The following is a 26083-nucleotide window of genomic DNA, read 5'->3' as shown; positions in this document are numbered from 1 at the left end:
CGTTAAACCGATTTTGGCTTTTTGACTTGTTGCGGCTTTCCACCATAATAAGACTTCCCGGCGTCGACTAAAAAGCGTCGACGAAATGCTTCACGACCGAGCAGCATTCGGAAGCCCATTTCATCGCGGTTGGCAAGCGTTAATTCGACGGGCCAGCTGACTCCCAGCAATTCGATATTCGTCACGATGACAGGCCGCAGACTGGCCTTCCCGCTGGAACTGCGTACAGAACGGAATTCAAAAATCCGGGCTTCTGCGACCACCACCTCGCGCGTTTTCCGTTGCACGGGATGGACCTTAAATCGAATCCATTTTTCATTGTCTCGCTCGAACTGATGCAAATCATAAGCATGCAGAGACGACGAACGGGCGCCGGTATCTACTTTTGCTTTAATGCTCTCAATTCCCAGATCCGGTAGACTGATCCACTCGCGCCAACCAATGACAGGCAGACCTGTTCTCCGTCTTTTTTCCTTCTGCAGTATTCTCGTCACGTGTGCTGCATGGCCTCCTTTGCTCTCTTTTCTCAGTTTCGAGATATTTAGTCTACATTAAAATACTTAGATATGCCAGTTCTGCAACACGATTTCGTCTATATCTGGAAGGCATCATATTTAAGCGTAGCGTCTCCCGGTCTATGATACCCGGTCCAAATGCCCCTGGAGACGCAACAGTAAAATGGAACACAGCCTAACCCGCTGTATCAGCTATCGTATCTGTGGCACGAACCTCTAACTGAAAATCTGAAAAAAAAAACAGGCGATGCCTGAATCTGGCATCGCCTGTTTTTCATGTTTTGTAGTGTAATCTGATCGTATAACTATGGTTTGGGAGTTAATCCAAAATCCATGGGAACAGAAGGATCCAGCTTGGGAGCGTACTCGTAAGGAGCAGCATACTGATATTTCAGAGGTGCCTTCGGATTGAGGAGATATTCATCATCGTTACCAAAATTTGAGGCAGAAGGATACTTCGGGGTAAACGTCCGCGGAGGATTTCCCTGGGCAGGAGCGTTAATCCGTTCTGACCAGCCAAGCGTCACATCAACCGTGCTGACGGCGCCCTGTTCTCCTACCTGGATCACAGAAAGCTTAACGTCCTGACCTGGCTGCGCTTTGGCTAACAAGGAGTTCAACTGACGGACGGAAGCCAGACGATGGCTGCCGAATGACAGGATAATATCGTACTTCATTAAGCCTGCCTGATCTGCAGGAGATCCGGGGGCCACGTGCATGATCACAACACCATAGCCTGGATTTCCATCCAGATTGGTGCCCACGCCGGTCCACCAGTCAGGTGCACCGTTTGTCAAATGAGCAGCCAGCGGGCCGGATGCATCAGTGCAAACCACGCCCAGTGTGGCTTTGTAGTATTTCGCATAATGCTGATCCAGACGGGCTTTATGAGCGTCACTCATCAGAGCAGCATACTTCTGACGCGCGGTCGAACCAGCTTGTTTTTTGACAGGTGCTTCTTGAGCCTGTGATTCATAATTCACGACCAAAAAGAGTGTGAGAAGACAAAGCAAGCCCTTGCTCGATATAGACTTCTGCAGTTTCATCTTTGTAACCCTTTATCTCAAAATATGTACACGACACATGATATTTCTGGCTGCGGAGCTTCTCTTTTCAAGGCAACCCAACAATTGCCGCACTCAACGCATATACCCTATCCTAGCTTACGCATATACCTTGTCAAATACGGAAATCGAATTCTGATGATTATTTGCAACATCACCAGAAACGCTCTCTCACCTCAAATCATGCGCGATAGAAATCTGATACTCCTTCTGGAACCAGAGCAAAAGAGCGTGTAAGCTGATTGAACAGTCTGCAGGACTTTCTAACTACGTGAAACTTTGCCCTGTCCTCACTTCATCCCTGCCTTACTGATAAAGAGAACTTTAATGACGACAATCCCAGCGCGCTCTTCCTTTCGTTTCTGGTTGATCTGTTCCCTGCTCGCATTCATGAATTGCCTCTGCTGGTCCGGACAAAGCTGGAGTGCCGAGCGAAAACCTAATATCCTGTTGATCGTCGCCGACGATCTGGGCTACAGCGATCTGGGATGTTTTGGAGGCGAGATCGAGACTCCCCATCTGGATTCCCTGGCTGCCAGGGGAGTGCGACTGACTCAGTTTTATAATACGGGCCGCTGCTGTCCCTCTCGCGGAACCATCATGACCGGTCAATACCCCCATCGGATCGGTCTGGGGCACATGACGCGCAATCTGAATCAGCGCGGGTACCAGGGACATATCTCTGACGAAGCCATCACGGTCGCCCAGATCCTGCAGCAGGGAGGCTATCGCACATTCCTCTCCGGGAAATGGCACCTGGGAACCGAGGATCCAACCAAACTTGGTTTTGAAGAATTTTACGGGACACTGGTCAGTGCAAAAACGTTCTGGGACGTCAATCACTTCACCAGACTTCCCGCCTCCCGAGCGACGCACACCTATCCCAAAGGAGAATTTTATGGCACTGACGCGCTCGGCGATTACGCGATCGATTTTCTACGAATGGGAAGACACACCCCGGAACAACCCTGGTTTTTATACCTGGCCTTCAATGCGCCGCATTTTCCACTGCATGCCCCCAAAGAAGAAATTCTCAAGTATGCAGACCGCTACCATGCAGGCTGGGATAAAATCCGCGAGCAACGACTGGCGCGTATGAAGAAAATGGGAATCGTACCACCGGAGACGAAGCTTTCTCCCCGTTCACAATACTGGGACTGGGGTGAAGCAGAGGCGCGAGTGAACCCGGCCTGGGATTCGTTGCCTTCAGACCGCCGAGGCGACCTGGCGCGACGCATGGCAATTTTTGCCGCGATGGTGGATCGTATGGATCAGAATATCGGGCGCGTCCTGACCAGTCTCAAACAGAACAATGAACTGGAGAATACGCTGATTATTTTCACTTCCGACAACGGGGCCTGTGCAGAATGGGATCCCTATGGATTTGATATCCGATCCAGCCGCAATAACACGTTATACTGGGGAGATCAACTCGATAAAATGGGCGGACCGGACACGCATCACAGCGTCGGTTCCGGCTGGGCAAATGCTTCAAATACCCCTTGGAGACTTTACAAACATTATAACCACGAAGGGGGGATCGCTTCACCTGGCATCGTGCACTGGCCTGCACAGATTAAGCAGCAGGGCACCATTGTTTCGACTCCCGCCCATATTATCGACATTGTCCCCACACTGCTGACAGCCGCACAAGTCGATTACCCCGCTCAGTGGAATGGCTTGAAAACGATCCCCCTGCCCGGACAGAGTCTATTCATCCCCATCAATAACTCTCCTCAGACCGAACGCACGCTCTACTTTGAACACCAGGGTAACCGGGCCATCCGGGAAGGTCGCTGGAAGCTCTCCGCTCTGCGCGGCGGACCGTGGGAACTCTATGATATCTCAGTCGATCGTACAGAACTGAATGATCTGGCCGAAAAGCATCCGGAGGTCGTAAAGCAACTCGACCAGAAATGGCAGACCTGGGCCAATGCGAATTTTGTACTCCCTTTCCCCACAGATTACCGCATCGATTATCTGGCACCGTTGAAGCAATAGTATTCCCAGCAGAAACAAAAACAGAGCTGGTCAACATTAACCAGCTCTGTTTTATGGTGAATAGATAAGTTCAATAGTTGAGCAGTGATTACTCGCTGGCAGAAGTACTGGAAGACTTATCTTTGTCCTTCTGAGTAATTCTGACCATGAGCCATTGCTGAGTCTCATCTTTACCGATGTGCACCAGCAGTGGCGCTTCGTCTTTGGTCAGGTTATAGATGCCTGTATCATAGACGGTATTTTTGTCATCACCGACTGTCCAGGCGGCCCGTTGTGTTTTCTTATCCACGGATCCCTCGACCTGCTGAGTTTTATTGGTCTTGGTATCGGTGAAATTACCCCGGATGATGCCTTGCGCATCAACGGCCAGTTCCACAGTGGAATCAGACTTGGTCTGCCCACTGGGTGAGAGAGCGAACACACCGAGCGGCATCCAGTCCTTCTGATTGCTGACATCCGCGGCAGCGCCTTGTGACGCCAGCTGACTGGCCTGCTGGGTGTATTCTTCCGCAGATCCAACGTCCTGGTTGTTCACGTAAACACTGTTATCCTGGTAGACCACGTTATTGCCATAGTCATAATAGAGGGGCTGCGAATTGGCTAACGTCAACCAGGCCATCATCGAGTTCCAGGTGCAGGCACTCCAGGCATAACCAGCCGGCCAGCCGGGAACGTACCAGACTCCCGGATGCGCTGCATACCAGCCGGGATAATACATCCCGTATCCAACAAATCCCCCGCGAATCACGGCACCATGATAATAGCGGGTTGAAGGAGGGACATGCACAAATCCGGCAGCATAGCCTCCATTTGGTCCTCGAACCACTCCACCAGCCGTACCGCCTCCATTGGGTCCGCGAACAACACCGCCCGCGGCTTTCCCGCCATTGGGACCGACAACACGACCACCAGCAGCACTGCCACCATCCCGGCCGACGACACGTCCTCCTGCAGCTGTGCCTCCGTTCGGACCAACGGCTCTACCACCGGCAGCAGATCCACCATCGGGACCCACAACACGTCCCCCGGTTGCACTACCGCCGTTCTTTCCATCGATTGATCCGCCAGCTGCGTGACCGCCATCCGGGCCGATGGCACCTCCACCGGTTACAGTATTTCCTCGCGGCCCCGTATAAGTACCACCGCCAGCGACACCACCATTCGGACCATGATAAATATTACCAGATCCGGAACCGGAGCTGATGGAACGGTTGATCGTATCACGCCCGGTAAAGTCCTGCACATGGGGATGAGAGTTGGTCACCGCATTGTGCCCGGCATCAGAGGGCAGACCCAGGAAATTATTTAATCCCTGTTGAGTGGGGCGCTTGTTGAAGTTCATGTCTCCGACATTCAGTGAACCCGAATTTCGAAATCCTCGGTCTCCATTACCGCCGAGCTGGTTTAAATTTCCCCGATCGAAATTATTTCTCCCAGATTGCTCAAACGAGCGTGCCTCATTTGAGAATTTGGAGTCGAATCCGCTTTGATCATTAAAACGGCTGGTCGTATCAAATCGACTGCCGTAATTGGAAAAGCGACTGCCGTCAAAGCCACCGCTTCCATTAAGACCGTTACCACCCAAATCGCGACCGCCTCCATAGCCGCCTGCGCCACCAAGTCCACCGGCACCACGGAAATCACCGCCGCCAGCACCGTCGAAACTTCTTCCGCCGCCGCCGAAGCCACCACCGGCTCCGCCGAAGCCACCTCCGCCGCCACCAAAGCTCCTGCCGCCTCCGCCGCCAAAGCCTCCTCCACCTCCGCGGAATCCACCGCCACCAAAGCCGCCACGAGCCCAGGTTTCAGAAAGTTCAGGATTGAACAGGCAGACCGCCGTAACCGCCATCAGTGTGATGAATAATCTCATATCTAATATCCCCAAATTCAGAATTTTGTCAGTGTGTGTTTTGAAGAGCCTGGTTCGCGGAAATTAATTTCTCCTGGAGACCACTTCGAGTGCATCTGGTAATTCAGTCCCATTTACGAAACGATTGACTGACTGCCAGCGACAACCATGATCATCAATTTTCGTCACAATATTATTAGCGCTCGTGAGCATGCCATTTGCCATAACACCACGGGATTCGATCGCCCACCCGCCATCGACGGGCATCCAGATTCCGATCGCATGACTGCCATCCGCATTGAAAGTCCACGACATGATATCGCCACTCAATGGATCAATTCCGATAATTTGAACGCCAATCTGCTGCGTTTTTTTTCCAGTTTTCGTCACAAAAGTTCTTTCGATGAACTTTTTCCCCGGCATCCAGCGATAAATGGTCTTCAATGTGACACCTTGATCCTCGGTGGTCCAGCTTCCAATCAGCCATTCCAGATCCTTCAGGTTAATTTGCGACGCTGAAGGTGAAGCCACCGATTCATTAACGCTGACCATCTTCCATTGACCATCCTGTTTCATATGGGTCGCGGTATATCGACTGTAAGCTGGGGGAGCTTCCGGGCCAGTCACAACGGTCCGCCCTTCTTCGATCGCCAGCTGATCACCGATTTCGCGTACCGCATCGACGGAGATCTGAATTTTCGCATCTTTGTTGTTTTTGAAGTATTCCGTATACATTTTCTGAATCTCAGCGCGACCGGCCAGGCGTTTTCCACTGCCATCGATATATTCCCCCTCGGGAGCCCAGAATCCAGCAACTTTTTCGGCATTCCCTGCATCAAAAGCCTGTTTAAACTTCTCAGCCACTTTCTTGACTGCTGTTTCAGCATCGGAGGGAGAGGGGGTTTCCTGAGCTTCTGCCGCTGCAGGCTCCCCATTTGAAGTGAGCGGAGTTCTCTGAAACTGCGCCTGCAGAGCAGCACTGTCCAGCATGAAAAATAACGAAAAAGCAGATACGGTGAGACCCGAGCGGGTCAATCGCAGTAGAAGATTCATTCTGACATCTTTCAGATATGGTGTTGAAATTCGCTTGCATTGTGAGAGAGTCAACAGACTGCTCCAGAAGCCACAGCCCGAGGTTTTATTCTATTCCTGTCTATTCAATATTGCACGCATAATTTATGATCTCTTTCAGAAAATTCATGAGCTGTTAAACGTAACGAAAACAATATTCGCTCGACTACCAGATCCCCTGATGTTAGCGCGCCTGTTTGATCACACTGCTGATGAATTCATGCAATGACTGTTCTCCTTCTCACTGAGAGCAGTAAGCAAAACGATTCAGCAACAACAGATCAGTGAATCCGAATTTGTTACTTCAGAGCCATCAGCACCTTTGTTATTAAGAATCATTGATGCTTCATCGTCTTAAACAACTTGCTCCCCTGGCTGTCATTGCTGTTTTCATGGGAGCAATCTGGCTGCTGTCCCGGGAATTAAAGCATTACAATATCCATGATATCCGCAATGCCATTTCCCACATACCGGCCTGGAGACTCTGGGCGGCCGGCGGCCTGACAGTCTTGAATTACCTGGTTCTGATCGGCTATGACTATCTTGCCGTCCGCGCGATACAGCATCCACTCTCCCTGGGAAAAATTTCACTTGCTTCGTTCACCGGTTTCGTAACCAGTTATAACTTCGGTGCCGTTCTGGGAGGAACTTCGGTCCGCTATCGCCTGTATTCCGCCTGGGGACTTTCGGCGGTGGAAATTCTGCAGCTGGTCATCATGCTGGGTACTACATACTGGATTGGTGTGTTTGCCTTAGCGGGAATCGTTTTCGTTTCCCACCCGTTTCCGATCCCCGCTTCATTACACTTCCCATTTGATAATGTGCAGCCAGTCGGGTATATCCTGCTGACTGTCGCCGCCTGTTACACTTCGCTGACGTTGATTCGTACCAAACCAATCAACGTCAAAGGAATTCAGTTAAAACTTCCCGGCACGGGGATGACTTTACTGCAACTGGCTGTCTCTGCCATTGATCTGATCCTGGTTGCTTTCATTGTATATACGCTGCTGGCGGAAGACATTTCCATTGGATACGGGGAATTTCTGGGAATCTTTCTGATGGCCACTGTGACGGTAGTCCTGTCGCACGTGCCTGGCGGAATTGGTGTTTTTGAATTAGTGATGCTGACTCTCCTGGCATCTCCCGATTCAGGAAAAATCCTGGCCGGCCTGCTGGTATTTCGAGTGATTTATTATCTGATTCCCCTGTTTGCAGCAGTCATACTCCTTGGCTTGCATGAACTGTCTCTCAATCGAGGCCTGGCATCACGCGTGATGCAGGAAACAAGCCGCTGGTCGACAGCCATCGCCCCTCTGATTCTTTCCGGGTGTACGCTGCTGGCCGGAGCCGTACTGCTGTTTTCCGGAGCAACACCGATCGTCACCGCCCGCATTGGATCTCTGCAACAGACGCTCCCACTGCCTCTCATTGAAGTTTCGCATTTTCTGGGAAGCTTAACGGGGGCCGCCCTGCTCGTCCTCGCCCGTGGTCTGCAGCGTCGACTGGATTCTGCCTGGTGGCTGATTACCTCTCTGTTGAGTGTGGGAATTGCAGTCTCTCTGATGAAAGGTTTTGATTTTGAAGAAGCGATCCTCCTGAGCGTGCTGCTGTTCGCATTATTGATCAGTCGCAAACAGTATTATCGAAAAGGGGCGTTGATCCACGCCCGTTTCAGTCCCGGCTGGGCGGCGACCATTCTGACCATCGTGATCTGTTCGATCTGGCTGGGCCTGTTTGCTTATCGACATGTCGAATACTCAGACGAACTCTGGTGGGCTTTTACCATCAAGGGTGATGCCTCACGCTTTCTAAGAGGCAGCGTCGGCGCGATCGCTATCATCCTGCTGTTTGCAATTTCCAGACTGGTGGCAGCCCACAAACCTCGCACGCTGCCACCCACTCCCGCTGAACTGGATGCGGTGAAACAGCTGGTCCTGTCATCGCCTCAGACCTCTACGCAACTGGCACTGCTGGGCGATAAATCACTACTGTTTAATGACCGGCAGACGGCCTGCATCATGTATGGCGTACAAAAACGTTCCTGGATTTCACTCGGCGATCCTATCGGGGCAGACACAGAACGGGGAGAACTGATCTGGCAGTTCCGGGAACTGGTCGATCGTTATGACGGCTGGCCCGTCTTTTATCAGGTGAAACCGGAGAATCTTTCACTGTACCTGGATCAGGGACTGACAATTCTCAAACTGGGGGAAGAAGCCCGGGTCCCGCTGGATTCATTTGACCTGCAGGGCGGTAAGCGTCGCAAGTTGAGACAGGCCATCAATCATTGTGAAACAGATCAGTGTGAATTCTCCCTGATTCCCCGTGATGGGGTACCGAAAATTCTCGGGGAACTCAAACAGATTTCTGATGCCTGGCTCCAGGCGAAAGAGATCAGCGAAAAAGGCTTTTCACTCGGCTACTTTGATGAAACCTACCTCAAGCAGTTTCCAATTGCCATCGTTCGACAGCAGGGACGGATCATTGCGTTTGCCAATGTTCTGGAGGGTGCCCGCAAAGACGAACTCTCTGCTGACCTGATGCGACATATCCCCGAGGCACCGCCGGGAGTCATGGAATATCTATTTGTGGAATTACTACTCTGGGGCAGGCAGCAGGGTTATCAATGGTTCAATTTCGGTATGGCTCCCCTGTCCGGTATCGAAAATCGTCCCCTGTCCCCTGTCTGGAATCGAACGGCCAATTTGATTTTTCGTTATGGCGATCATTTCTATGGCTTTGAGGGATTGAGAAGTTATAAAGAGAAATTCGATCCCGTCTGGACACCCAAATACCTGGCGTCACCCGGCGGAATGGCATTGCCTCAAATATTGTCTGATGTTGTCGCGATCATTGCAAAAAACCAGTCAAATTCAAACCGGACCTGATACCATGGACCACTGGGATAAAATCGAAGGTTCTCCTGTAAAGCTGGGGGAAACCTGGGTTCCTTCCGAATACGCTTATAATTTTGCCATCTATTCCAAACATGCAGAGCGGGTTTCCCTGCTCTTTTTCGCCGAAAATGATCTGTATCATCCGGTTCATGTTTATCATTTTGAACCTCACCGCAATAAAACAGCTGAAATCTGGCATTGTCGAATCCCGGCCGTCAATATTCGTCCTGCTACGTATTATGCCTATCAGATTGAGGGCCCCTCTCCCGAAGCTCCTTATGACTGGCATGCGTTTGATTCTGAAAAACTGCTCTTTGATCCGTATTCACGAAATATCTATTTCCCGCCCGACTTTGACAGAGAGGCTGCCTGCCACCCCGGAAGCAATATGGGTCGCGCTCCGCTCTCGGTTCTGCAATCTATCGAATGTGCTTTTAACTGGGACGATGATCAACCGGTTCACCATACCTCTAATTTAATTATCTATGAGATGCATGTGCGTGGCTTCACAAAGCGGGATAACTCGGGCGTAACCGAAAATGCCCGGGGCACCTTTGCAGGAGTCATCGAAAAAATCCCCTACCTGCAGGAACTGGGAATCACAGCGGTCGAACTGCTGCCCGTTTATCAGTTCGATACTCAGGACGGCAATTACTGGGGCTACATGCCTCTCGGATTCTTCGCACCGCACGATGGATACTGCATGTCGCAAGAGACCTGTGAACGACACATTGAATTTTGTGAAATGGTGAAAGCCCTGCACCGCGCCGGAATCGAAGTCATTATAGATGTCGTCTACAACCACACAGGCGAAGGAAACGAGAATGGTCCGACCTACAGCTTCAAAGGCATTGATAACACGACCTATTATTCATTGACAGGCAACCCGGAATCTCAGTTCGCCAACTACTCGGGAGCGGGTAATACCCTGCACACCGCCAACCGTGCCGTGCGTAAAATGATTGTCGACAGTCTGCAATACTGGGTGAAAGAAATGCACGTCGATGGATTTCGTTTCGATCTGGCCAGCGTACTCACCAGAAAAGCAGATGGCAGCATTGAAGACACGAACCCGACGACACTCGGGCAGATCGGATCTGATTCTTCGCTGGCAGGCAGACGATTCATTGCAGAACCCTGGGATGCGGGTGGCGCTTTTCAGCTGGGCTCACGTTTTCCCGGTCATCGCTGGATGCAGTGGAATGCCGCCTATCGGGATACGCTGCAAAAATTTGTCCGAGGCGATGAGGGACAGATTGCGGACCTGATGACGCGACTGTACGGCAGTAGTGATCTCTTCCCGGATGACTGCCTGCATGCACTCAGACCCTACCAGAGTATCAACTACATCACTTCGCATGACGGCTTCTCCCTGTACGATATGGTGTCATTCAATCAAAAACGCAACTGGGAGAACGGCCAGCACAACGAGGATGGAACTCACGATTACAGCTGGAATTGTGGCTGGGAGGGATCTGACGCCCCCGAGGACATTCTCAAATTGAGAAAGCAGCAGGTCAAAAACTTTTTCACCCTCCTGATGGTTTCCAATGGCACCCCCATGTTTCGCATGGGCGATGAATTCCTGCAAACCCAGGGAGGAAATAACAATCCTTATAATCAAGACAATGAAACCAGCTGGCTGGACTGGAGTCGTCTGGAAGCGAACCAGGATATGTTTCGATTCGTTAAACTGCTCATCGCGTTTCGCAAAACCCACTCGTCGTTGTGTCGTTCCCATTTCTGGCGGGAAGACATCAAATGGTATGGCGTTACGCGTTATGTGGACCTCCAGCCTTCTGCCCGAACTCTCGCTTTCTGCCTGCATGGAAAAGAAGAACAGGATGCTGACATTTATGTGATGATTAACGCTGCCGCCAATACCTGCTGCTTTGGAATACATGAAGGTACTCCGAAAGAATGGAAATGCGTCGTAGACACGGCACAACCCAGTCCGCAGGATATTCTGGAATCAGGCAACCTGGGCTCCATTACAAAAGACACGTATGACGTGCAGGCACGTTCTGTCGTAGTACTGATCCGACAGACAGGTTAAAATAGATTGCGTACAGAATTCATGCGAGCGGGTTCTCAACAAATCAGATGAGGGGAGCACTATGGATGGGATTGCTGAAGTCTTTGGTGGAGTCATGATTGTGTTTGTGATCGTAATCTTTTCACATCGCTATCGGAAAAACAAAGCGAAACGGGATGTGAACGAAAAAGCAGATTCATCTTGAATCATCAGGCTGAGATTTCTATGCTGCGGAATCGCGCCCTCTGAAATGGCGATTCAACAACACCAGTTTTACAGGAGGTAACACGCAGTGATCGAATCCCATACCCCTCTCTCCGGATCACAAATCAGAACACGGTGCTGTATTGTCGGCGGAGGCCCGGCTGGTCTCTTTCTGGGCTACCTGCTGGCCCGCGCGGGTGTGGAAGTCATTGTCCTGGAAAAACACAAAGATTTTCTGCGTGATTTTCGTGGCGATACCATTCACCCCTCTACGCTGCAGCTGTTGTTTGAACTGGGGCTGTTGGATGAGTTTCTGAAAATCGCTGACAAGCACTTTGAATCTCTGAACCTGAACTTTGAAGGCCAGCAGATTCCCGGACCTTATTTCACGCATCTCCCAACCGAATGTAAATTTATCACATTTGCTCCCCAATGGGACTTTCTGAACATGATTGCCAGTCATGCCAGTGAATATCCCAACTTCCATCTTCATCTGCAGGCCGAAGCGAAACACCTGATTCGGGATGGAGAGCACGTCATTGGGGTCAAAGTAAATGGACTGGAGGGGGAATACGAAATCTTTTCCGATCTGGTGGTAGGCGCCGATGGTCGTGGTTCGCAGATGCGGATTGACGCCGGCGTCGAAGTGATCGAAAAGGGAATTCCCATTGATGTCCTCTGGTTTCGAGTAGGCAAACAGGGAGACATTGATGACAACACGCTGGCACGGATTAAACAGGGCCGCATGCTGATCACAATTGACCGCGGAGACTATTTCCAGGCAGGCCTGATTATCCATAAAGGTTTTTTTGATGAAATCAAACAGGAAGGGCTGGAAGTCTTCCGTAACAGAATTCTGGATATCCTCCCCGATCTGGGAGAGGGAGTCGCAGAAATCGACAGCTGGGACAAAGTCAGACTCTTAACCGTGCAACTGAATCATATCACCAACTGGGCACAACCGGGCCTGTTATTGATTGGAGATGCCGCCCATGCGATGTCTCCTGTCGGCGGAGTCGGGGTTAACCTGGCGGTACAGGATGCCGTCGCCACTGCCAATCTGCTGGCTGATAAACTGTACGCGGGAGTGGTTACATTGGCCGATCTGCAAGAGGTACAAAACCGTCGTGAACGGCCAGCATTGAAAACACAACGCATGCAGGTCTTTGCCCATCAGCGCCTGTTTGGAGGACACTCTGCCCCCGGTAAACCTGTCTCGATCTCCTGGGGCCTCAGAAAATTTGCCAGGCTATTGGCCCCGATTCTTAAACGAACCGCAGGCAAACTGATTGGTCTGGGATTCCTGCCCGAGCATATCCAGACCCCGGAACGGGCAGCCAAAAACAGAACTCCTGTTGCCCCATAATTGTTCAGAGCCGGTTTCGTAAAAAGAAAACCGGAAAGATTCTGCCTTTTTGTTTCCCGCATTGTTAAAATGAAATCTGGTCTGGATGACTTTTACCAGATCAGATTTATTGAAACGAGGTACCAGGAAAAGCAGCATGGGTAGATTCTGTTTCCGTAGTTTGATTCTGACTCTGGTGATTCTGACTCTGGTATTGTCTGTTGCCGTCACATCCCAGGCGGATGAACAGCTTGATAGTACGACTCAGATCAGAAATGCGATCCAGAGATCCATTCCCCTGATCGAAACAGCGTCCGCGGGATCAGCACGCGAACGAAAGTGCTTCACCTGTCATAACCAGGCCCTCGCTGTTCTGGTTCTGGATGAAGCCCGCCAGCGAGGATTCAATATCAATCCAGCGAATTTTCAGTTGCAGGTAGACCATACAGCGAAACATCTGAAACGAGGGCTGGAAAACTATCGTGCCGGCAAAGGACAGGGAGGCGGCCCTGACACTGCCAGCTATGCGTTGTGGACACTCGAAATAGCCGGACAAAAGCGGGATGAAGTGACGACTGCAGTCACGGGTTACCTGCTGGAACGTGACAAGGGGCGTCCGCACTGGATCCGTAATTCCACCAGGCCCCCTTCCATGTCTTCAGACGCCAATACGAACTATTTTGTCATCAGGGCACTGCAGACGTTTGGCAGTGAATCTCAACAACCGGAAATCAAAGCCCGCATCGCAGACGCCCGGCAGTGGCTGCTTGATCTGAAACCCGCTTCCACAGAAGAACGTGTGTTTCAACTGCGCTGCCTGCAAACCCTGAGTGCTGACGACGCGGTCCAGCAAACTTCCGTAAATGAATTATTGAAGCAGCAAAACGCGGATGGTGGCTGGTCCCAACTGCCGGAGATGCAGAGCGACGCCTACGCAACGGGCACTGTGCTGGTAGCATTGTTACGTTCTCATCTGATTGATGGGGACCAACCTGCGATCGGAAAAGGCATTCAATATCTGGTCGATACACAACAGAACGATGGCTCCTGGCATGTAATCAGCCATGCAAAACCATTTCAAACTTATTTTGAAACCGGTTTTCCCCATGGAAAAGATCAGTTTATCTCGGTCACCGCCAGCAGCTGGGCCACTGTGGCTTTGTTACTCACTCAGCCAAAAGTGGATTGACAGCAATTTTTCCCGTTCCACTGATACTGCTTATTCTGATATAACCACAGCCTGACCATTTCCCGTAGAAAAGTATCGTGAAGTGAGTGGCGTCTCATCTCCGTTAAACCCCTATCATATCAGAGGGCTGACTGACCATGTTTGAACGTATTTCGAATGGCTGGGCGTTATCGAAACAGAGCTTTCGAGTCTTGATGCTGGATAAAGAACTGTTGCTGTTCCCGATTATGAGTGGGATCTCCTGCCTGCTGGTTTTAGCCAGCTTCGCCTTACCGCTCTGGGACAGTAAATACTTCGACACGATTATGAATGACCAGCAGGCGCCCCAGGATCCTCTGGCGTACGTGATTTTATTCGCCTTCTATTTTGTCAATTATTTTGTAATGATCTTCTTCAACTCAGCCCTGATGGCCTGTGCGATAATCCGTTTGAAAGGTGGTAACCCCACCGTAAGTGACGGTTTTAATGCCGCGTTAAATCGACTGCCTCAAATTGCAGGCTGGGCCCTGGTCAGTGCGACGGTTGGGTTTATCCTGAAAATGATCGAATCCCGCTCGGAACGCATCGGACAGATCGTCGCCGGCCTGCTGGGCATGGCCTGGTCGATCACCACATACTTTGTCATCCCGGTACTCGTCGTCGAAAAAAAGAATCCCTTCGAAGCCATGAAACGCTCTGTCAGCGTATTACGCGAAACATGGGGCGAATCGCTGGTTGCCAATTTTGGAATCGGCGCGATCATGTTTCTGATCATGATTCCGGTTTTCCTGATGATGGTCGGCGGCGGCATGTTGATCGCCACAGGAAATGCCCTGGCGGGGGGAGTTCTCATTGGATGTGCCATCCTGTTGATACTGTTGATCTCCCTGGTTTCCTCTGCAGTACATGCCATCCTGATCGCCGCGATCTACCTGTTCGCAGCAGAAGGTGAAGCTCCAGCACAGTTTGACCAGACCCTGATCGCACACGCCTTTAATCGAAAATAAGCCGGTAAAGCAGTCGCCTGTCAGAATTCCCTTGAAGTCAGCCCGTTTCGGCACTTATGATCAAGTTGATCTTTTTGCTCCCACTGATTTTCTGCCGAGGACTTCTCAATGGCATTGCGTGTTCTATTACTGACTTGCCTCTCTTATCTGTCGACTGCAGTCTCTGCCGCAGAGCCTGGTATCCAGCTACAGTTAAATCCGGTGATCTATCAGCGACATATCACGCGTATGGGGAAACAGGGTTTCGCAGCAACTGACTTGAGTGTCTATCCAGGCCAGCGATCAGAACGATTTGCCGTTCTGGGAATCAAACAGACAGAATCGAAAGACTGGAAAGCCTATCATGGGCTGGATGAAAAGCAGCTGGACATCAGGCTGAAACAACAGGCTACCGAGGGATACCATCCGCTGGTCATCAGCGGCTACGAGAAACGGGGGGAACCACGGTTCGCCATCATACTCACCAAATCAGCGGCAGCAGATTCAATTCTCAAACACTCCCTTCCCGGCAATCAACTCCAGTCCACTCTGAAATCCTTAAAAGAAGAGGGCTACGCGCCATGCCAGTTGGACGGGTACACTGTCAACGATCAGGCTTTTCATGCAGGCGTCTGGAAAAAACAAAATGACAGCGTCTGGGAAGCCACCTGTCAGGTTCCGTTAAATCAGTTTCAGAAAACCTTTGATGATTACACAACGAAAGGATTTCGGCTCGTCGACCTGTGCGGTTTTGTTGAAAATGGGACGGTCATTTATCATGCCCTCTGGTCGAAAGCAACTGGCCCTGAATGGATATGTTATTATCATCTCTCACCAGATGAGTTCCAGAAAACCAATCAGAAGCAGCTCTCCGAGGAGTTTCAGCTCACCAGTCTCGACGCGTATTCCCTGGATAATCAACCATTTTTCGCAGGAATCTGGGAGAAAGTTGAGCCGGAGAAGCGTGTGGAATTACCGCTCTGGAAATCACCGGACGCGATTCCGATGACGGGTCTGGACCAGAAAGAATTAGCGTCACTCGATCAATCAATCAAAGACTTCATGATGTTGCATAATCCTCCGGGAGTTGCTGTCGCCGTCAGTTATCGCGGTCGGCTCGTCTATGCACGCGGTTTTGGATATGCAGATAAAGAGACCGAAGAACTGGTGCAGCCCGACAGTCAGTTCCGCATTGCCAGTATTTCCAAACCCATCACCGCCGTCGGCATCATGAAACTGGTCGAACAAGGTAAGCTTAAGCTCGACAGCCGCGTCTTCGATATTTTAAAACAGTATCGACGTTCGCTTTCGCAGAAGGAAGTTGACCCGCGACTGAAAGACATCACTGTCCAGCAGTTACTTAATCATACCGCGGGCTGGGATCGGGAAGAATCTTTTGATCCGATGTTTCGTTCGATCACTTTTGCAAAACAGGTGGAAAAACCCGCGCCCGCGGAAATCGATGATATTATTCGTATCATGCTGAAACATCCACTCGATTCTAAACCAGGTGAGCGCTATGCCTACTCTAATTTCGGCTACTGCTTACTGGGGCGGGTCATAGAAGAAGTCAGTGGCCAAACCTATGAAGACTACATCCAGCAGACAATCTGCAAACCGCTTCACATGAACGAGACACAACTGGGGAAAACGCTTCTCGAAGATCGCAGCGAGAAAGAAGTCAAATACCACAGCAACCTGCGGGGAAGTTCGGTCTTTGCTGCCAATTTGCGAAAACAGGTCCCTTCCCCCTACGGTGCCTGGTATCTGGAAGCAATGGACTCTCATGGCGGGTGGATTTCATCAGCGCCGGACCTGCTGCGATTTGCAACCGCTTTTGATGTCCCGGACCGCAGCCCCATTTTGAAAGCCCCGACAATCTCTCTGATGCTGGAACGCCCCCCCGGACTCGCTGGATTCGACGAGCAAGGTCAACCCAAAGACGCCTACTATGCCTGCGGCTGGATGGTCCGTCCCATAGACACTGCCGGGAACTCCAATCAATGGCACGCCGGTTCCCTGGATGGGACATCAACTCTGCTGGTGCGAAGGCTCGATCGAATCAACTGGGCAATCCTGTTCAATTCTCGACATGGAATCGATGAAAAACGACTGTCTTCACTGATTGATGCCCCCATGCATACCTGGATTAACCGAATCGAACGCTGGCCTGCCAAAGATCAGTTCAAACAAAACTGATTCCCGTTTACTGCTTCAGATGGTGGTCAAAAAACTGGTAAGCCGTTTCGCGAGTGGCTGGTGGAAAATCGTGTTTTGCTTCCGGATACACAGCCTGCAAGTTTTCAGGCTGACTCGATAACGCATAAACGGGTTGCGCAATCCGCACCACATCTTTCACGCCGGACACCTCAAAGTTGCTGTCGCTAATCGGTGCACATGCCAGAAACGCGCGGGGCGCAAAACTGGCAACGATTTCGGTAAAATCAAAGGGAACCAGATCCGGATTGTTCTGATACTCGCTATTGATCACAGGCATATACCGGTCACTGGTCCAGCCTTTCAGTTTGCCACCATAATATTTATGGAAACGGGTAAATCCACAACTGGAAACCAGTGCTTTAATCCGGGAATCAAAGGCAGCCGTGAACATCGTGTTATGGCCTCCCAGTGAATGCCCGATGCAACCGATACGATCCCCTTGCACATAATCCAGAGACTGCAGTAAATCGAGAGACCTCATATTGTCATAGATGGCTTTCATCGTGCCACTGCGGTATTCAGGATGCGCCTTGAAATCGTAGGGATATTCACCGAACGAAGGGTAATCCGGCGCGAGTGTGACATAACCCCGCTCGGCCAGTTCCAGCGCATATTTCAGATTCGGCAAGCCTTTGATTCCCGCCGGTTCTTCTTTGCCCGTACTGGAATTCGTCTGATGCAGACAGAGTATCGCTGGCACAGGATGCTCAGGAGACGCTGAATCGGGAACGAATAAATACGCCTTCACACGCTGATTTAAATCATCTGTATGATAAGAGATCTTCAACCGCTTAACCGACCCGACAATCGTTTCTTCCAGCACCTTCAGATCCAGGGGAACCGGTTTCGTCGGACGGGGAACTTCACCCATCACGGTCTGCATATTCGCCAGAATATGACCGCGACGAATGTTCCAGTCCTCCCAGCTCTGAACGGAATGCTTCTTCCCGGCTGAATCGAGATAATAAGAAAGATCCAGATGCTCCTGATAAACGGGAACCTGCTGCCTGGGATTTCCGGGATCGTCTGCCCCACACACCACCGGGCAACAGGTAATCATACAGATGACGAAACAAAAATATCTTGAAAGCACTGCTGTCCCTCTCTTAAACTGAACCTGATTATTTTTCAGATGGTTTTGCTTCTGGTTTTACAGATTCCGCAGGAGCGATCAGCGTATTCTTGATAATGGATTCGGTCAGCTTTTCATGATCAGATTCGACATCGATTAACAGATTATTCCCGAAGATCACATGCGTTGTCGGCTCGATCACTTCCACTGCTTTCGGTCGAACCGAAGAAAACAGGTTGCCGGAAACGGTGACTCCGCGGGTTTTATCCAGCGTCAGCCCCGCAGCTTTCAGATCATTCGTACGGCGTTTGACCTGTCCGTTTCCAATATAGCTGTTGGAGAAATTATTGCCCGTCACCGTGATCCGACCCGACTTGGGTCCAATCTTTAAAGCATCCGCAGCCAGCAGTGTAAATGTATTCGCACTGACCGCACAACCATGGGCATCATCCAGAATAATGCCGCTGCCATTATGCGCGATGACATTGGCAGACAGCGTAATGCCATAACATTCCTTATCCAGGGTAATCGCCCGGCCCTGGCATTCTTCAATCATGTTGGCACAGACAATAGAACCATAGGTATTTTCAATGATCACACCATCCCGTAAATGGTCATCCAGATTGTTGCCACTCATGCATAGATTAAATCCTTCCGCGCATTTTAACGCATCCAGGTTCTCTTCAAAATGATTCGCTGAGACCACAATGTCATGACAGCCGATCAAGTTCAACCCGGTGGCTTTATTGTAGGTAATCAGACAGTCGGAAACACGGGGATCTTCAAAGCAGAAGTCCAGAAAAATACCGTCGCTGCCATGATAGCTGCAGGTGACCCCATGGATGTAAATCTCCTGAACCCATTTGGCATTAATGCCCCGCCCACTCTTCTCATTTCCTGTCACACGAAAGTTCTGTAACTGCACACGCCAGATGCGTGGCTTCGGATCGGGCTTTCCATTCGGAAGCTTTGCATCAGCCGGCGGATGAATGGCGATTGCATCCTTTCCTTCTTCATTTTTATTATGAATGTGTGTCGCGGAACCGGCCCCCATCAGCAACACATCACCTTTGGTAATGACTAATGGCTGATCAATTTCAAAGTTCCCGGGAGGCAGCATGACGACGCCCCCTTCAGCAGGAAGAGCATCCAGCGCCTGTTGGATAGATTCATAATTGATTGCGTGGATCACAGGGCGTGCCCCAGGCAGTTTCGCTTTCCCTTGACTTGCCCCGTTTTCCTGACCGGCGAACACGAAATTGGAGCTCAACGTAATCATGAGCGCCAGAGACAACATTAAATATTTAACGGCTGTGCGAGAATGATTCATACCAGGCAGGACCTCTCATAAATTCAAATCGTAGGCAGGAAGAATACCGCTTTGGAAAAACCGGTATTCACTATCAGGACTGGGGAATTCCACCAGCTTAACTTTGTTTCGTAATTCCACCATCACAACCGAAATGGCTCAGATAGTCAAGCTGCAGACTCACCGGGCTCGCAAAGCAGAACCTATAATTTGAAGTACGGAAATCGATACTGATTCGAAAGGCAGTCTCTGTGATTCGATTACAATTCCCCACGCGGAGCGACTTGTATTTTATGCGAGGAATGCTAGAATCGCTTTCCGCAACAGTTGCATCTGTTTATGGTTTTAGTAACATGAACACTGACAACAGGTTGCACCTGCTGCTCCACAGCGGCATCTCTCAAAATCCGGCAACTTTCGGATTTTATGAGGAACCTGAAACACATCAGGATAGTCCACTATTCTGACAGGCACCCGTAGCTCAACTGGATAGAGCACCGGTCTTCGGAACCGGGGGTTGGGGGTTCGAATCCCTCCGGGTGTATTTTTTCAAGTCAATTCAAAACAACAACTTACAAACCCAAGGCCTTCGTCTCACCGACAAAGGCCTTTTTAATTCCCCCCACTACTGCGATTTTTTTGCATTAGTTCAGCCATACGCTATCCACTTATTTTAGCCTAGATTTAAACAATTGGATGCAATAATTCTGACACTCCAGTTGCTGATCTTTAAGAACTCATTGCCTTCGTTTATCACGACAACTATCTCCAGCCCGAATCAGAATTCCAATTACCTGGGCAAGATGGACTTCGGCTTCCCGGAGTTTCGAAATGATCTGTTCGGAGAAATGAAGTTTGGTAGGCATGTTGCCTCCTCCTCAATTGGTCCAGAATCCTGATTAGTATATCAAGTTCTGGATGCGGTTAAGGGGGGGCACGTCAACCAGCTGAAGCAATCTGCAGCAGAAGGAATACTTGAACAAGCCATTGTCAGCGTTTCTGAATCTCTATCGGCTGGCGAAATATCAAAACTCGAAAACGTTACGATCCAAGTGGTCGATCTGAATGGGGGGACAATTGGTCGCGTAGCTTCTGATACAATTTATATCGATATTAATGCCGCAGGCTATGGCTGGTTTATCGATGAAACTCCTCTGGATCATAGCGAGTTTCGATACGACCGCAAATTATCATTGATCGCGTTACCCGGTAGTGAAGCAGAAGGTCTGATCGATCTCTGGACGGTGATACGTCATGAATTGGGGCATTTTCTGGGATACGAACATGAGGAAAATGGAGTCATGGAAGCGACACTGGATCTGGGAGTACGTAACCTTCCGGACTGGAATGCTGACGCCGATGACTTCTTCGCATCAGTCAAGGATGAACTGGAACTTCTTTTATTCTGATACTCCAGTTGTTTGAGACGCCTAGCTTCTGCCGATTTCATGCCGCCGAACTGATTCCGCCAGCGCAAGTAATTCGATTCACTGATATCCAGGAACTGCAGCACGGAAGCCAGATCTTTACCGGCATTCAGCATCGCATCCGCATCACGCAACTTGCGGACAAGCCGCTCGGAATTTTGACGTTTTCTTTGCTTGTTCATCAAAAGTTCCCTGCGTCAAAAGGACGCTAAGAACCTTCATATCAATAGAACCAGTTTTTGAAAAGCAGACCAGGAAAGAAGGACACTCGGATGATGGCGATTGGTGTTTACACGCGACTGAGATTATCTGGTTGACTTATCAAAATGTTTCAAAAAAAGAACACTGACAGTCTGGATACTTTCGAGCGAAACAGGTACCCGAATTGCTGGAATGTAATTGGTAGCTCAAAAGTGATGATTATGACGGTGAATCGGGTGATCTGCAGCAGCTTCAGAGTGCCAGAATACGGCGTGGCCTGATTCGGGGGCATTTTACCAGTATCCAGGGTAATCACCTTCCAATTAGGTATAAAAATTGCCGTTTATGCTGATCGTTGAGAAATCTGTCGAGCAAAATCATGTAGTGGGAACGCTCAAATCAATCGTAGTATTCTTCAGAAGTTCCCTGGTATTGAGTTATCGCATACAAGAAAGCCACATCAGGGTTCATTCAATGTTTTTAAAACAACAATCTTCATTGTTGAGTCAAGCTACCGTAGTAATCAGCTTAATCGTTTTCTCGACAACTCTGTGGGGCGTGTATACTCATTTTTCTCCAGTCCCATTTTGGGATATGTGGTCTGGTTATATTGGGTTTTATTTACGGGTTTTGGAGAACGACCATTCGGTCTGGCTTAGCCAGCATAACGAGCATCGCATATTAATCTCACGCATGTTATTTTGGCTGGACTTGGAATATTTCAAGGGCCTGGGGGTGTTTCTTGTCTGTGTTAATCTAGTAATCCAACTGGGAATGGCATTTGTTTTTTTCGCAGTGGTTTCTAAAAAACTGAAAGCAGATCCCCATAAAACGGCAATCTATGCGTTTATTTTCTGCCTCTTATTTTCCTGGGTTCAACGCGAAAATTTTATATGGGCTTTTCAGAGTCAGTTCTTATTCGTCTTCATGTTTTCGCTTTTATCGTTTTTAAACATGGGACGATACACTGCAGATAATAAAAACCATTATTTGCTGCTCTCCTTATTTTTTGGATGCTGTGCCACTTTTTCAATGGCAAACGGCCTTCTGGTATTCCCCTTACTGGTCGTTCAGGCCTTACTCCTACGTACCTCCAGGTTGTCTCTTGCGACCATCATAGCGGTCGGAATTACAGTATCGATTCTTTACTTTATTGACTACCACAAACCAGTAAAACATGATTCTGCCATTCAAAGTATTCTACAAAGCCCATTATTGGTAACAGTATTTACGCTTACTTATTTAGGCTCACCTTTTGTATTTGTCCTGGGGCAATCATATCTAATAACAGCCGCTGGTTTTTTCTTTTTAACCGCAGCGGGAGTATGCTTATACTGCATTATCAAAAAACATGCTCTGGATTATGTGAATGTCACTTTATTTATTTTTCTGCTGTTCATCGTGGGGACTGCTTTGGCCACCGCATCCGGAAGAATATTTCTCGGTGTCGATGGTGCTCTGGCAAACCGCTATGCGACACCCGCTTTAATGGGGTGGATCACATTAGTATTAATTGGTTTTATAAATCGCACGATCCTTCCCAAAGCCTGTTTTTATATTGCAAAGGGCTGTTTGATTTGTATCCCCCTGCTCTTACTCCCTCCACAGATAAAAGCTTTTGATAATTTTGCTGGAACTGCCTTTCATCGAAAAATTGCAGTACTGGGAGTGGCCAATCATCAGTACGATTCCTTTTACTTTGAGCAGATTTGTTATAATCAGGAAGGACTATTAGAGATCATTGAACAGTCCATTGATAAAGGCATTTCTGTCTTTTCATCAGATTGGATTAAATATGAAAACAATCAGATCTCGGCGGATTCAATTCATCCAGAGCCTTGCATGGGGGCCATTGAATCAACTGAACCTTTTCAATCGGGGTCTTCCATTTCTTATCGTGTGAAGGGTTGGGCATGGGATCCGAAGACACAGACAGTCCCGGAAAAAATCATCCTGGCCGATAAAGAATTTAATGTCGTTGGCTATGGAATTAGTGGCGAACCCAGATTTGATATTACGAAAGCCATAGCAGGGAATCCTTTTAATTCCGGTTGGCTGGCATATATTATCAATCCAGAGGTCAAAGGACCGATTTCTGCGTACGCTGCAACTGATTCAGGCTTATTTAAAATTCCCGGTAAGCCAATAGAACTGGATGAAAGCGTCAGGGTAATGAATATTTCGAGATGGAAAGGCGAACCCTCTTCAGAACTTTTACACATTTCCGGGGAATGGAAAAAAGGGGCGACCCATCCACGAGTTCGTCAAAAGGAAAACCAGACGATTTACGGTTCCTGGGTTGGCGGAGATGAATATGTTGGAAAAGTCGAATTTGAAATAAGCCCCAGTAATGATCCGGTAAACATCATCTATATGACCGGACCTGATTCCAGATTTCAAGATATTGAAATCTATGATATGGCTGGTAAATTACTGTATCGCTTTCAATTACCGAAGAGCATAAACGTGTGGTCAAAAATCTCATTGCATTTGAAAACGACTGAAAATATCAAAATCGTTGTGGCGGATAATGGAAATTCCCGGGGACAATGGTCAGCCCTGCTAATACCATAATACCTGCCCCCCATCCATGCCTTGTCTGTAACTTGACTCAAACAACCTTGCCTCTGACTCTGTACCAGTTGGAATGCCCAATGCACTGAAAGGACGACGCACACTGGTTGAGAAACGAAGACGGACTGATGACAGACAATCGGTCAACAGGATAACTGTGCTGGCCTCCTGAAACAGTAGCGATACTGAGCGGATCGTTTCCGGACCTGGTGTTTCTCCGTTGTTGCATCATGCTCATGGTCGTTCAACAGCGGAATCCTGTTTTATCTTAGTCCAAGTTGTTTATTACGGGACTTGTGGAGTTCCTGCACCGGACTATCCTGCGGTACATAGACTTCAGCATAGCAGCTGAACGGATCATGAGGATCGCCATAGGTTGCGATGAGCCTCCCATTGAATGCCTGGCTGGTATCTCTCTCCTGGCTATCGTAGCTGACGACAAGGTAATCGTAAGGGAATTTTCGTGCGTCAAAGTAAAATTCCCGCATCATTGAGAGCAGTGTTTTGCGGCCGGCTGCAGAAAAGTTATAAACAAAGGCCCGATCGACCGTCACACGGGCATCAGGGGGTATATCGTCAATGATCTGTTGGGCAAAGCGCGGGCCGCTGTAATTGACGTTGGACCAGTTTTGTATATGAGCGACCCAGGTACGGATTCCCGAACCGGGGAACATGGCCGCCACAAAAATCAGGGCTCCCGACACGGCAGCGACCCGCCAGGTGAGGCTGTGTTCCCAGAAGTTTCGCCCCAGCCGACTCAAACCCCAGCCAAGACAGAGAAAGAGCAGTGCACCTGGATAGCACCAGTAGCCTTTGGTAGGATGAGATCCCTGGCACGCGATGAGCAGATAGATTGACGACCACGAAAGATATATCAGGATGCGTGGCCGCCGATCCACTGACCGCCAGGCCAGCCAGGTGCCGGCAAGCAGTCCGCCGGTCATCAATGTGAGTTGAATCGTCCCGGCATATTCTCTGAGCAGGCCGAGTTGAGTGGGAAAGTAAGGCCAGGGAAAGAGAAGCCTGCTGATCAGGCCCGGTCCCGAACGATCTAAGACGTTGTTAGAAAACTGGAGCCGAAACGTTTCCGGGTAAGCGAAGATCAGAGGGAGCCACAAAGCAAAGATGGCCAGAGCACAACCGGTGATCACCGTCCCCCGGCTGAAGCGTTCCCGCCAGGTGCCCTGTGTCAGAACCGCCCAGAGACCAACCTGAATACAGAAGACGATTGCAAAGGGGTGGGTCAGCATACCCAGCCCCAGACAGATGCCGGCCAGGATCAGGTCACGGTATCTTTTTTCGTTGTCATACCAGCGCCACATCATCCACAGCGCGGCCAGCCCCCACATGCCACACAGCATATCCGGGCGTGAAATCATGGCCGGGAGGAAGAGAAGTCGGGAGAGACTGAACAGCCCGGTGCCGATCACCCCCGCCAGGGGGTCCTTCAATATCCGCCACGCCAGTAGATAGATCAGAATAATCGCACCGACTCCTGCCGTAATGGAGACCAGGCGGGTCGTACTGTAAGTCGGCGGTAAAACGGCGTAGAGGGGCGCGCTGGCATAATAAAACAGAGGTGGTAGAGCGAAGAGGGCTTTGTCGACATTATAGAAAGCGCTTTCGCGATTTCGTTGAGGGACGAAAGGGACACGGGGGATACCTTCCTGCCAGATCGTGGAACCGGGAATTGCGAACCATTCTTCATCTTGCCCCCCTGCTTCGCGCATGACCAGAGGGACACGCCAGATGAGGAACAGCAGAATAATCACGACTAATGACCAGCGGTACCAGTTCGTCTCCCGCTTTGATGATAGAATGGTATTATTGTCTTCCAAAGGATCATTTCTGGATTGGTGGTACAGTCGAGTGATCTCTCCCCATACCAGAAAGGTTTCGGGATCACAGTCAACGTTTGCTTGAGACCGCGTGGAATCAGTGGGTTGTGGATTGCTTCAGTTCGATTCGATCTGGGAGCAAAGCACAGATCTCTGTTGATCAACCAGGAACTCCATTCAGAGTCTGCATAAACAATAATCAGTTTCTGTGTCAGGATCAAGAATGATTCTCATGCAGTATTGCCTGAAAAACAGGAAGGTTCCGTCTGATTGCGGAAAGGATTTGAGTACTTCCGATAAAGGCCTT

18 protein-coding genes, 1 tRNA gene and 1 pseudogene are annotated in these 26083 nt (G+C 49.7%); 11 read left to right on the top strand and 9 right to left on the bottom strand.

Annotated features, from left to right (window positions below):
- Nucleotides 1-2: 2 nt before the first annotated feature.
- The gene (locus tag GmarT_RS08165) at nt 3-494 is read right to left on the bottom strand and encodes an ATP-dependent zinc protease family protein (RefSeq protein WP_197994424.1); all 492 of its coding nucleotides are present in this window, start codon (nt 492-494) and stop codon (nt 3-5) included.
- A gap of 326 nt (nt 495-820) precedes the next feature.
- Nucleotides 821-1561: a PDZ domain-containing protein gene (locus GmarT_RS08160; protein WP_149302535.1), complete on the bottom strand. Its 741-nt coding sequence runs from the start codon at nt 1559-1561 to the stop codon at nt 821-823.
- 345 nt (nt 1562-1906) lie between these two features.
- Between GmarT_RS08160 and GmarT_RS08155 the strand changes: the two genes are divergently transcribed.
- Nucleotides 1907-3580 (top strand): arylsulfatase, encoded by a 1674-nt coding sequence (locus tag GmarT_RS08155; protein WP_223123521.1) that lies wholly within the window; start codon nt 1907-1909, stop codon nt 3578-3580.
- Between the two features lie 88 nt (nt 3581-3668).
- On the opposite strand, the gene GmarT_RS30215 is transcribed toward GmarT_RS08155, so the two are convergent.
- Together GmarT_RS30215 and GmarT_RS08140 are read right to left on the bottom strand one after the other, a co-directional pair.
- A complete protein-coding gene (locus GmarT_RS30215; protein WP_187782352.1) occupies nt 3669-5450 on the bottom strand; it encodes a protocadherin in 1782 nt (593 codons plus the stop codon).
- 63 nt (nt 5451-5513) lie between these two features.
- Entirely contained in the window at nt 5514-6482 is a 969-nt protein-coding gene (locus GmarT_RS08140) for an SgcJ/EcaC family oxidoreductase (protein WP_052301269.1), read from the bottom strand.
- Between the two features lie 359 nt (nt 6483-6841).
- Between GmarT_RS08140 and mprF the strand changes: the two genes are divergently transcribed.
- The 7 genes from mprF to GmarT_RS08110 all read left to right on the top strand — a co-directional run bounded on the left by mprF (nt 6842) and on the right by GmarT_RS08110 (nt 17334).
- Nucleotides 6842-9388, top strand: coding sequence for a bifunctional lysylphosphatidylglycerol flippase/synthetase MprF (gene mprF, locus GmarT_RS08135; RefSeq protein ID WP_002647806.1), 2547 nt, complete (start codon nt 6842-6844; stop codon nt 9386-9388).
- A gap of 4 nt (nt 9389-9392) precedes the next feature.
- Complete coding sequence (locus tag GmarT_RS08130; protein ID WP_002647807.1) at nt 9393-11453, top strand: glycogen debranching protein; 2061 nt, start codon at nt 9393-9395, stop codon at nt 11451-11453.
- A gap of 61 nt (nt 11454-11514) precedes the next feature.
- Nucleotides 11515-11637: a hypothetical protein gene (locus GmarT_RS30210; RefSeq protein WP_002647808.1), complete on the top strand. Its 123-nt coding sequence runs from the start codon at nt 11515-11517 to the stop codon at nt 11635-11637.
- A gap of 87 nt (nt 11638-11724) precedes the next feature.
- Nucleotides 11725-13002, top strand: a complete 1278-nt coding sequence (locus tag GmarT_RS08125) for an FAD-dependent oxidoreductase (RefSeq protein ID WP_002647809.1) — start codon at nt 11725-11727, stop codon at nt 13000-13002.
- 136 nt (nt 13003-13138) lie between these two features.
- A complete protein-coding gene (locus GmarT_RS08120) occupies nt 13139-14170 on the top strand; it encodes a prenyltransferase/squalene oxidase repeat-containing protein (RefSeq protein WP_044239095.1) in 1032 nt (343 codons plus the stop codon).
- 137 nt (nt 14171-14307) lie between these two features.
- Nucleotides 14308-15156 (top strand): DUF6159 family protein, encoded by an 849-nt coding sequence (locus tag GmarT_RS08115; protein WP_002647811.1) that lies wholly within the window; start codon nt 14308-14310, stop codon nt 15154-15156.
- Nucleotides 15157-15264: 108 nt separating this feature from the next.
- Nucleotides 15265-17334 carry a serine hydrolase gene (locus GmarT_RS08110; RefSeq protein ID WP_002647812.1) on the top strand — a complete coding sequence of 690 codons (2070 nt, stop codon included), beginning with the start codon at nt 15265-15267 and terminating at the stop codon, nt 17332-17334.
- 7 nt (nt 17335-17341) lie between these two features.
- On the opposite strand, the gene GmarT_RS08105 is transcribed toward GmarT_RS08110, so the two are convergent.
- A complete protein-coding gene (locus GmarT_RS08105) occupies nt 17342-18448 on the bottom strand; it encodes an alpha/beta hydrolase (RefSeq protein ID WP_149302529.1) in 1107 nt (368 codons plus the stop codon).
- Nucleotides 18449-18476: 28 nt separating this feature from the next.
- The gene (locus GmarT_RS08100) at nt 18477-19757 is read right to left on the bottom strand and encodes a NosD domain-containing protein (RefSeq protein ID WP_002647814.1); all 1281 of its coding nucleotides are present in this window, start codon (nt 19755-19757) and stop codon (nt 18477-18479) included.
- 449 nt (nt 19758-20206) lie between these two features.
- On the opposite strand from GmarT_RS08100, the gene GmarT_RS08095 reads away from it, so the two are divergent.
- Nucleotides 20207-20280 (top strand) — tRNA-Arg (locus GmarT_RS08095).
- A 193-nt stretch (nt 20281-20473) separates the two neighbouring features.
- Here GmarT_RS08095 and GmarT_RS30205 read toward each other — a convergent pair.
- Nucleotides 20474-20602: a hypothetical protein gene (locus tag GmarT_RS30205; RefSeq protein WP_002647815.1), complete on the bottom strand. Its 129-nt coding sequence runs from the start codon at nt 20600-20602 to the stop codon at nt 20474-20476.
- 186 nt (nt 20603-20788) lie between these two features.
- Here GmarT_RS30205 and GmarT_RS29880 point away from each other — a divergent pair, with 186 nt between their 5' ends.
- Nucleotides 20789-21145, top strand: a complete 357-nt coding sequence (locus GmarT_RS29880) for a zinc metalloprotease (RefSeq protein WP_044239097.1) — start codon at nt 20789-20791, stop codon at nt 21143-21145.
- A gap of 47 nt (nt 21146-21192) precedes the next feature.
- Here GmarT_RS29880 and GmarT_RS30330 read toward each other — a convergent pair.
- Nucleotides 21193-21279: pseudogene (locus GmarT_RS30330) on the bottom strand (hypothetical protein); the annotation flags it as partial.
- A 559-nt stretch (nt 21280-21838) separates the two neighbouring features.
- Between GmarT_RS30330 and GmarT_RS08085 the strand changes: the two are divergent.
- Nucleotides 21839-23938 carry a hypothetical protein gene (locus tag GmarT_RS08085; RefSeq protein ID WP_081459556.1) on the top strand — a complete coding sequence of 700 codons (2100 nt, stop codon included), beginning with the start codon at nt 21839-21841 and terminating at the stop codon, nt 23936-23938.
- A gap of 263 nt (nt 23939-24201) precedes the next feature.
- Here the strand turns inward: GmarT_RS08085 and GmarT_RS08080 are convergent, their stop codons facing one another.
- The gene (locus GmarT_RS08080; protein ID WP_002647819.1) at nt 24202-25776 is read right to left on the bottom strand and encodes a glycosyltransferase family 39 protein; all 1575 of its coding nucleotides are present in this window, start codon (nt 25774-25776) and stop codon (nt 24202-24204) included.
- Between the last annotated feature and the right edge of the window lie 307 nt (nt 25777-26083).

It is taken from the genome of Gimesia maris, assembly GCF_008298035.1.
In the GTDB taxonomy this organism is placed as follows: Bacteria; Planctomycetota; Planctomycetia; order Planctomycetales; family Planctomycetaceae; genus Gimesia; species Gimesia maris.
The sequence above is the reverse complement of the archived record's forward strand: the minus strand, read 5'-3'. Positions and strand labels throughout refer to the sequence as shown.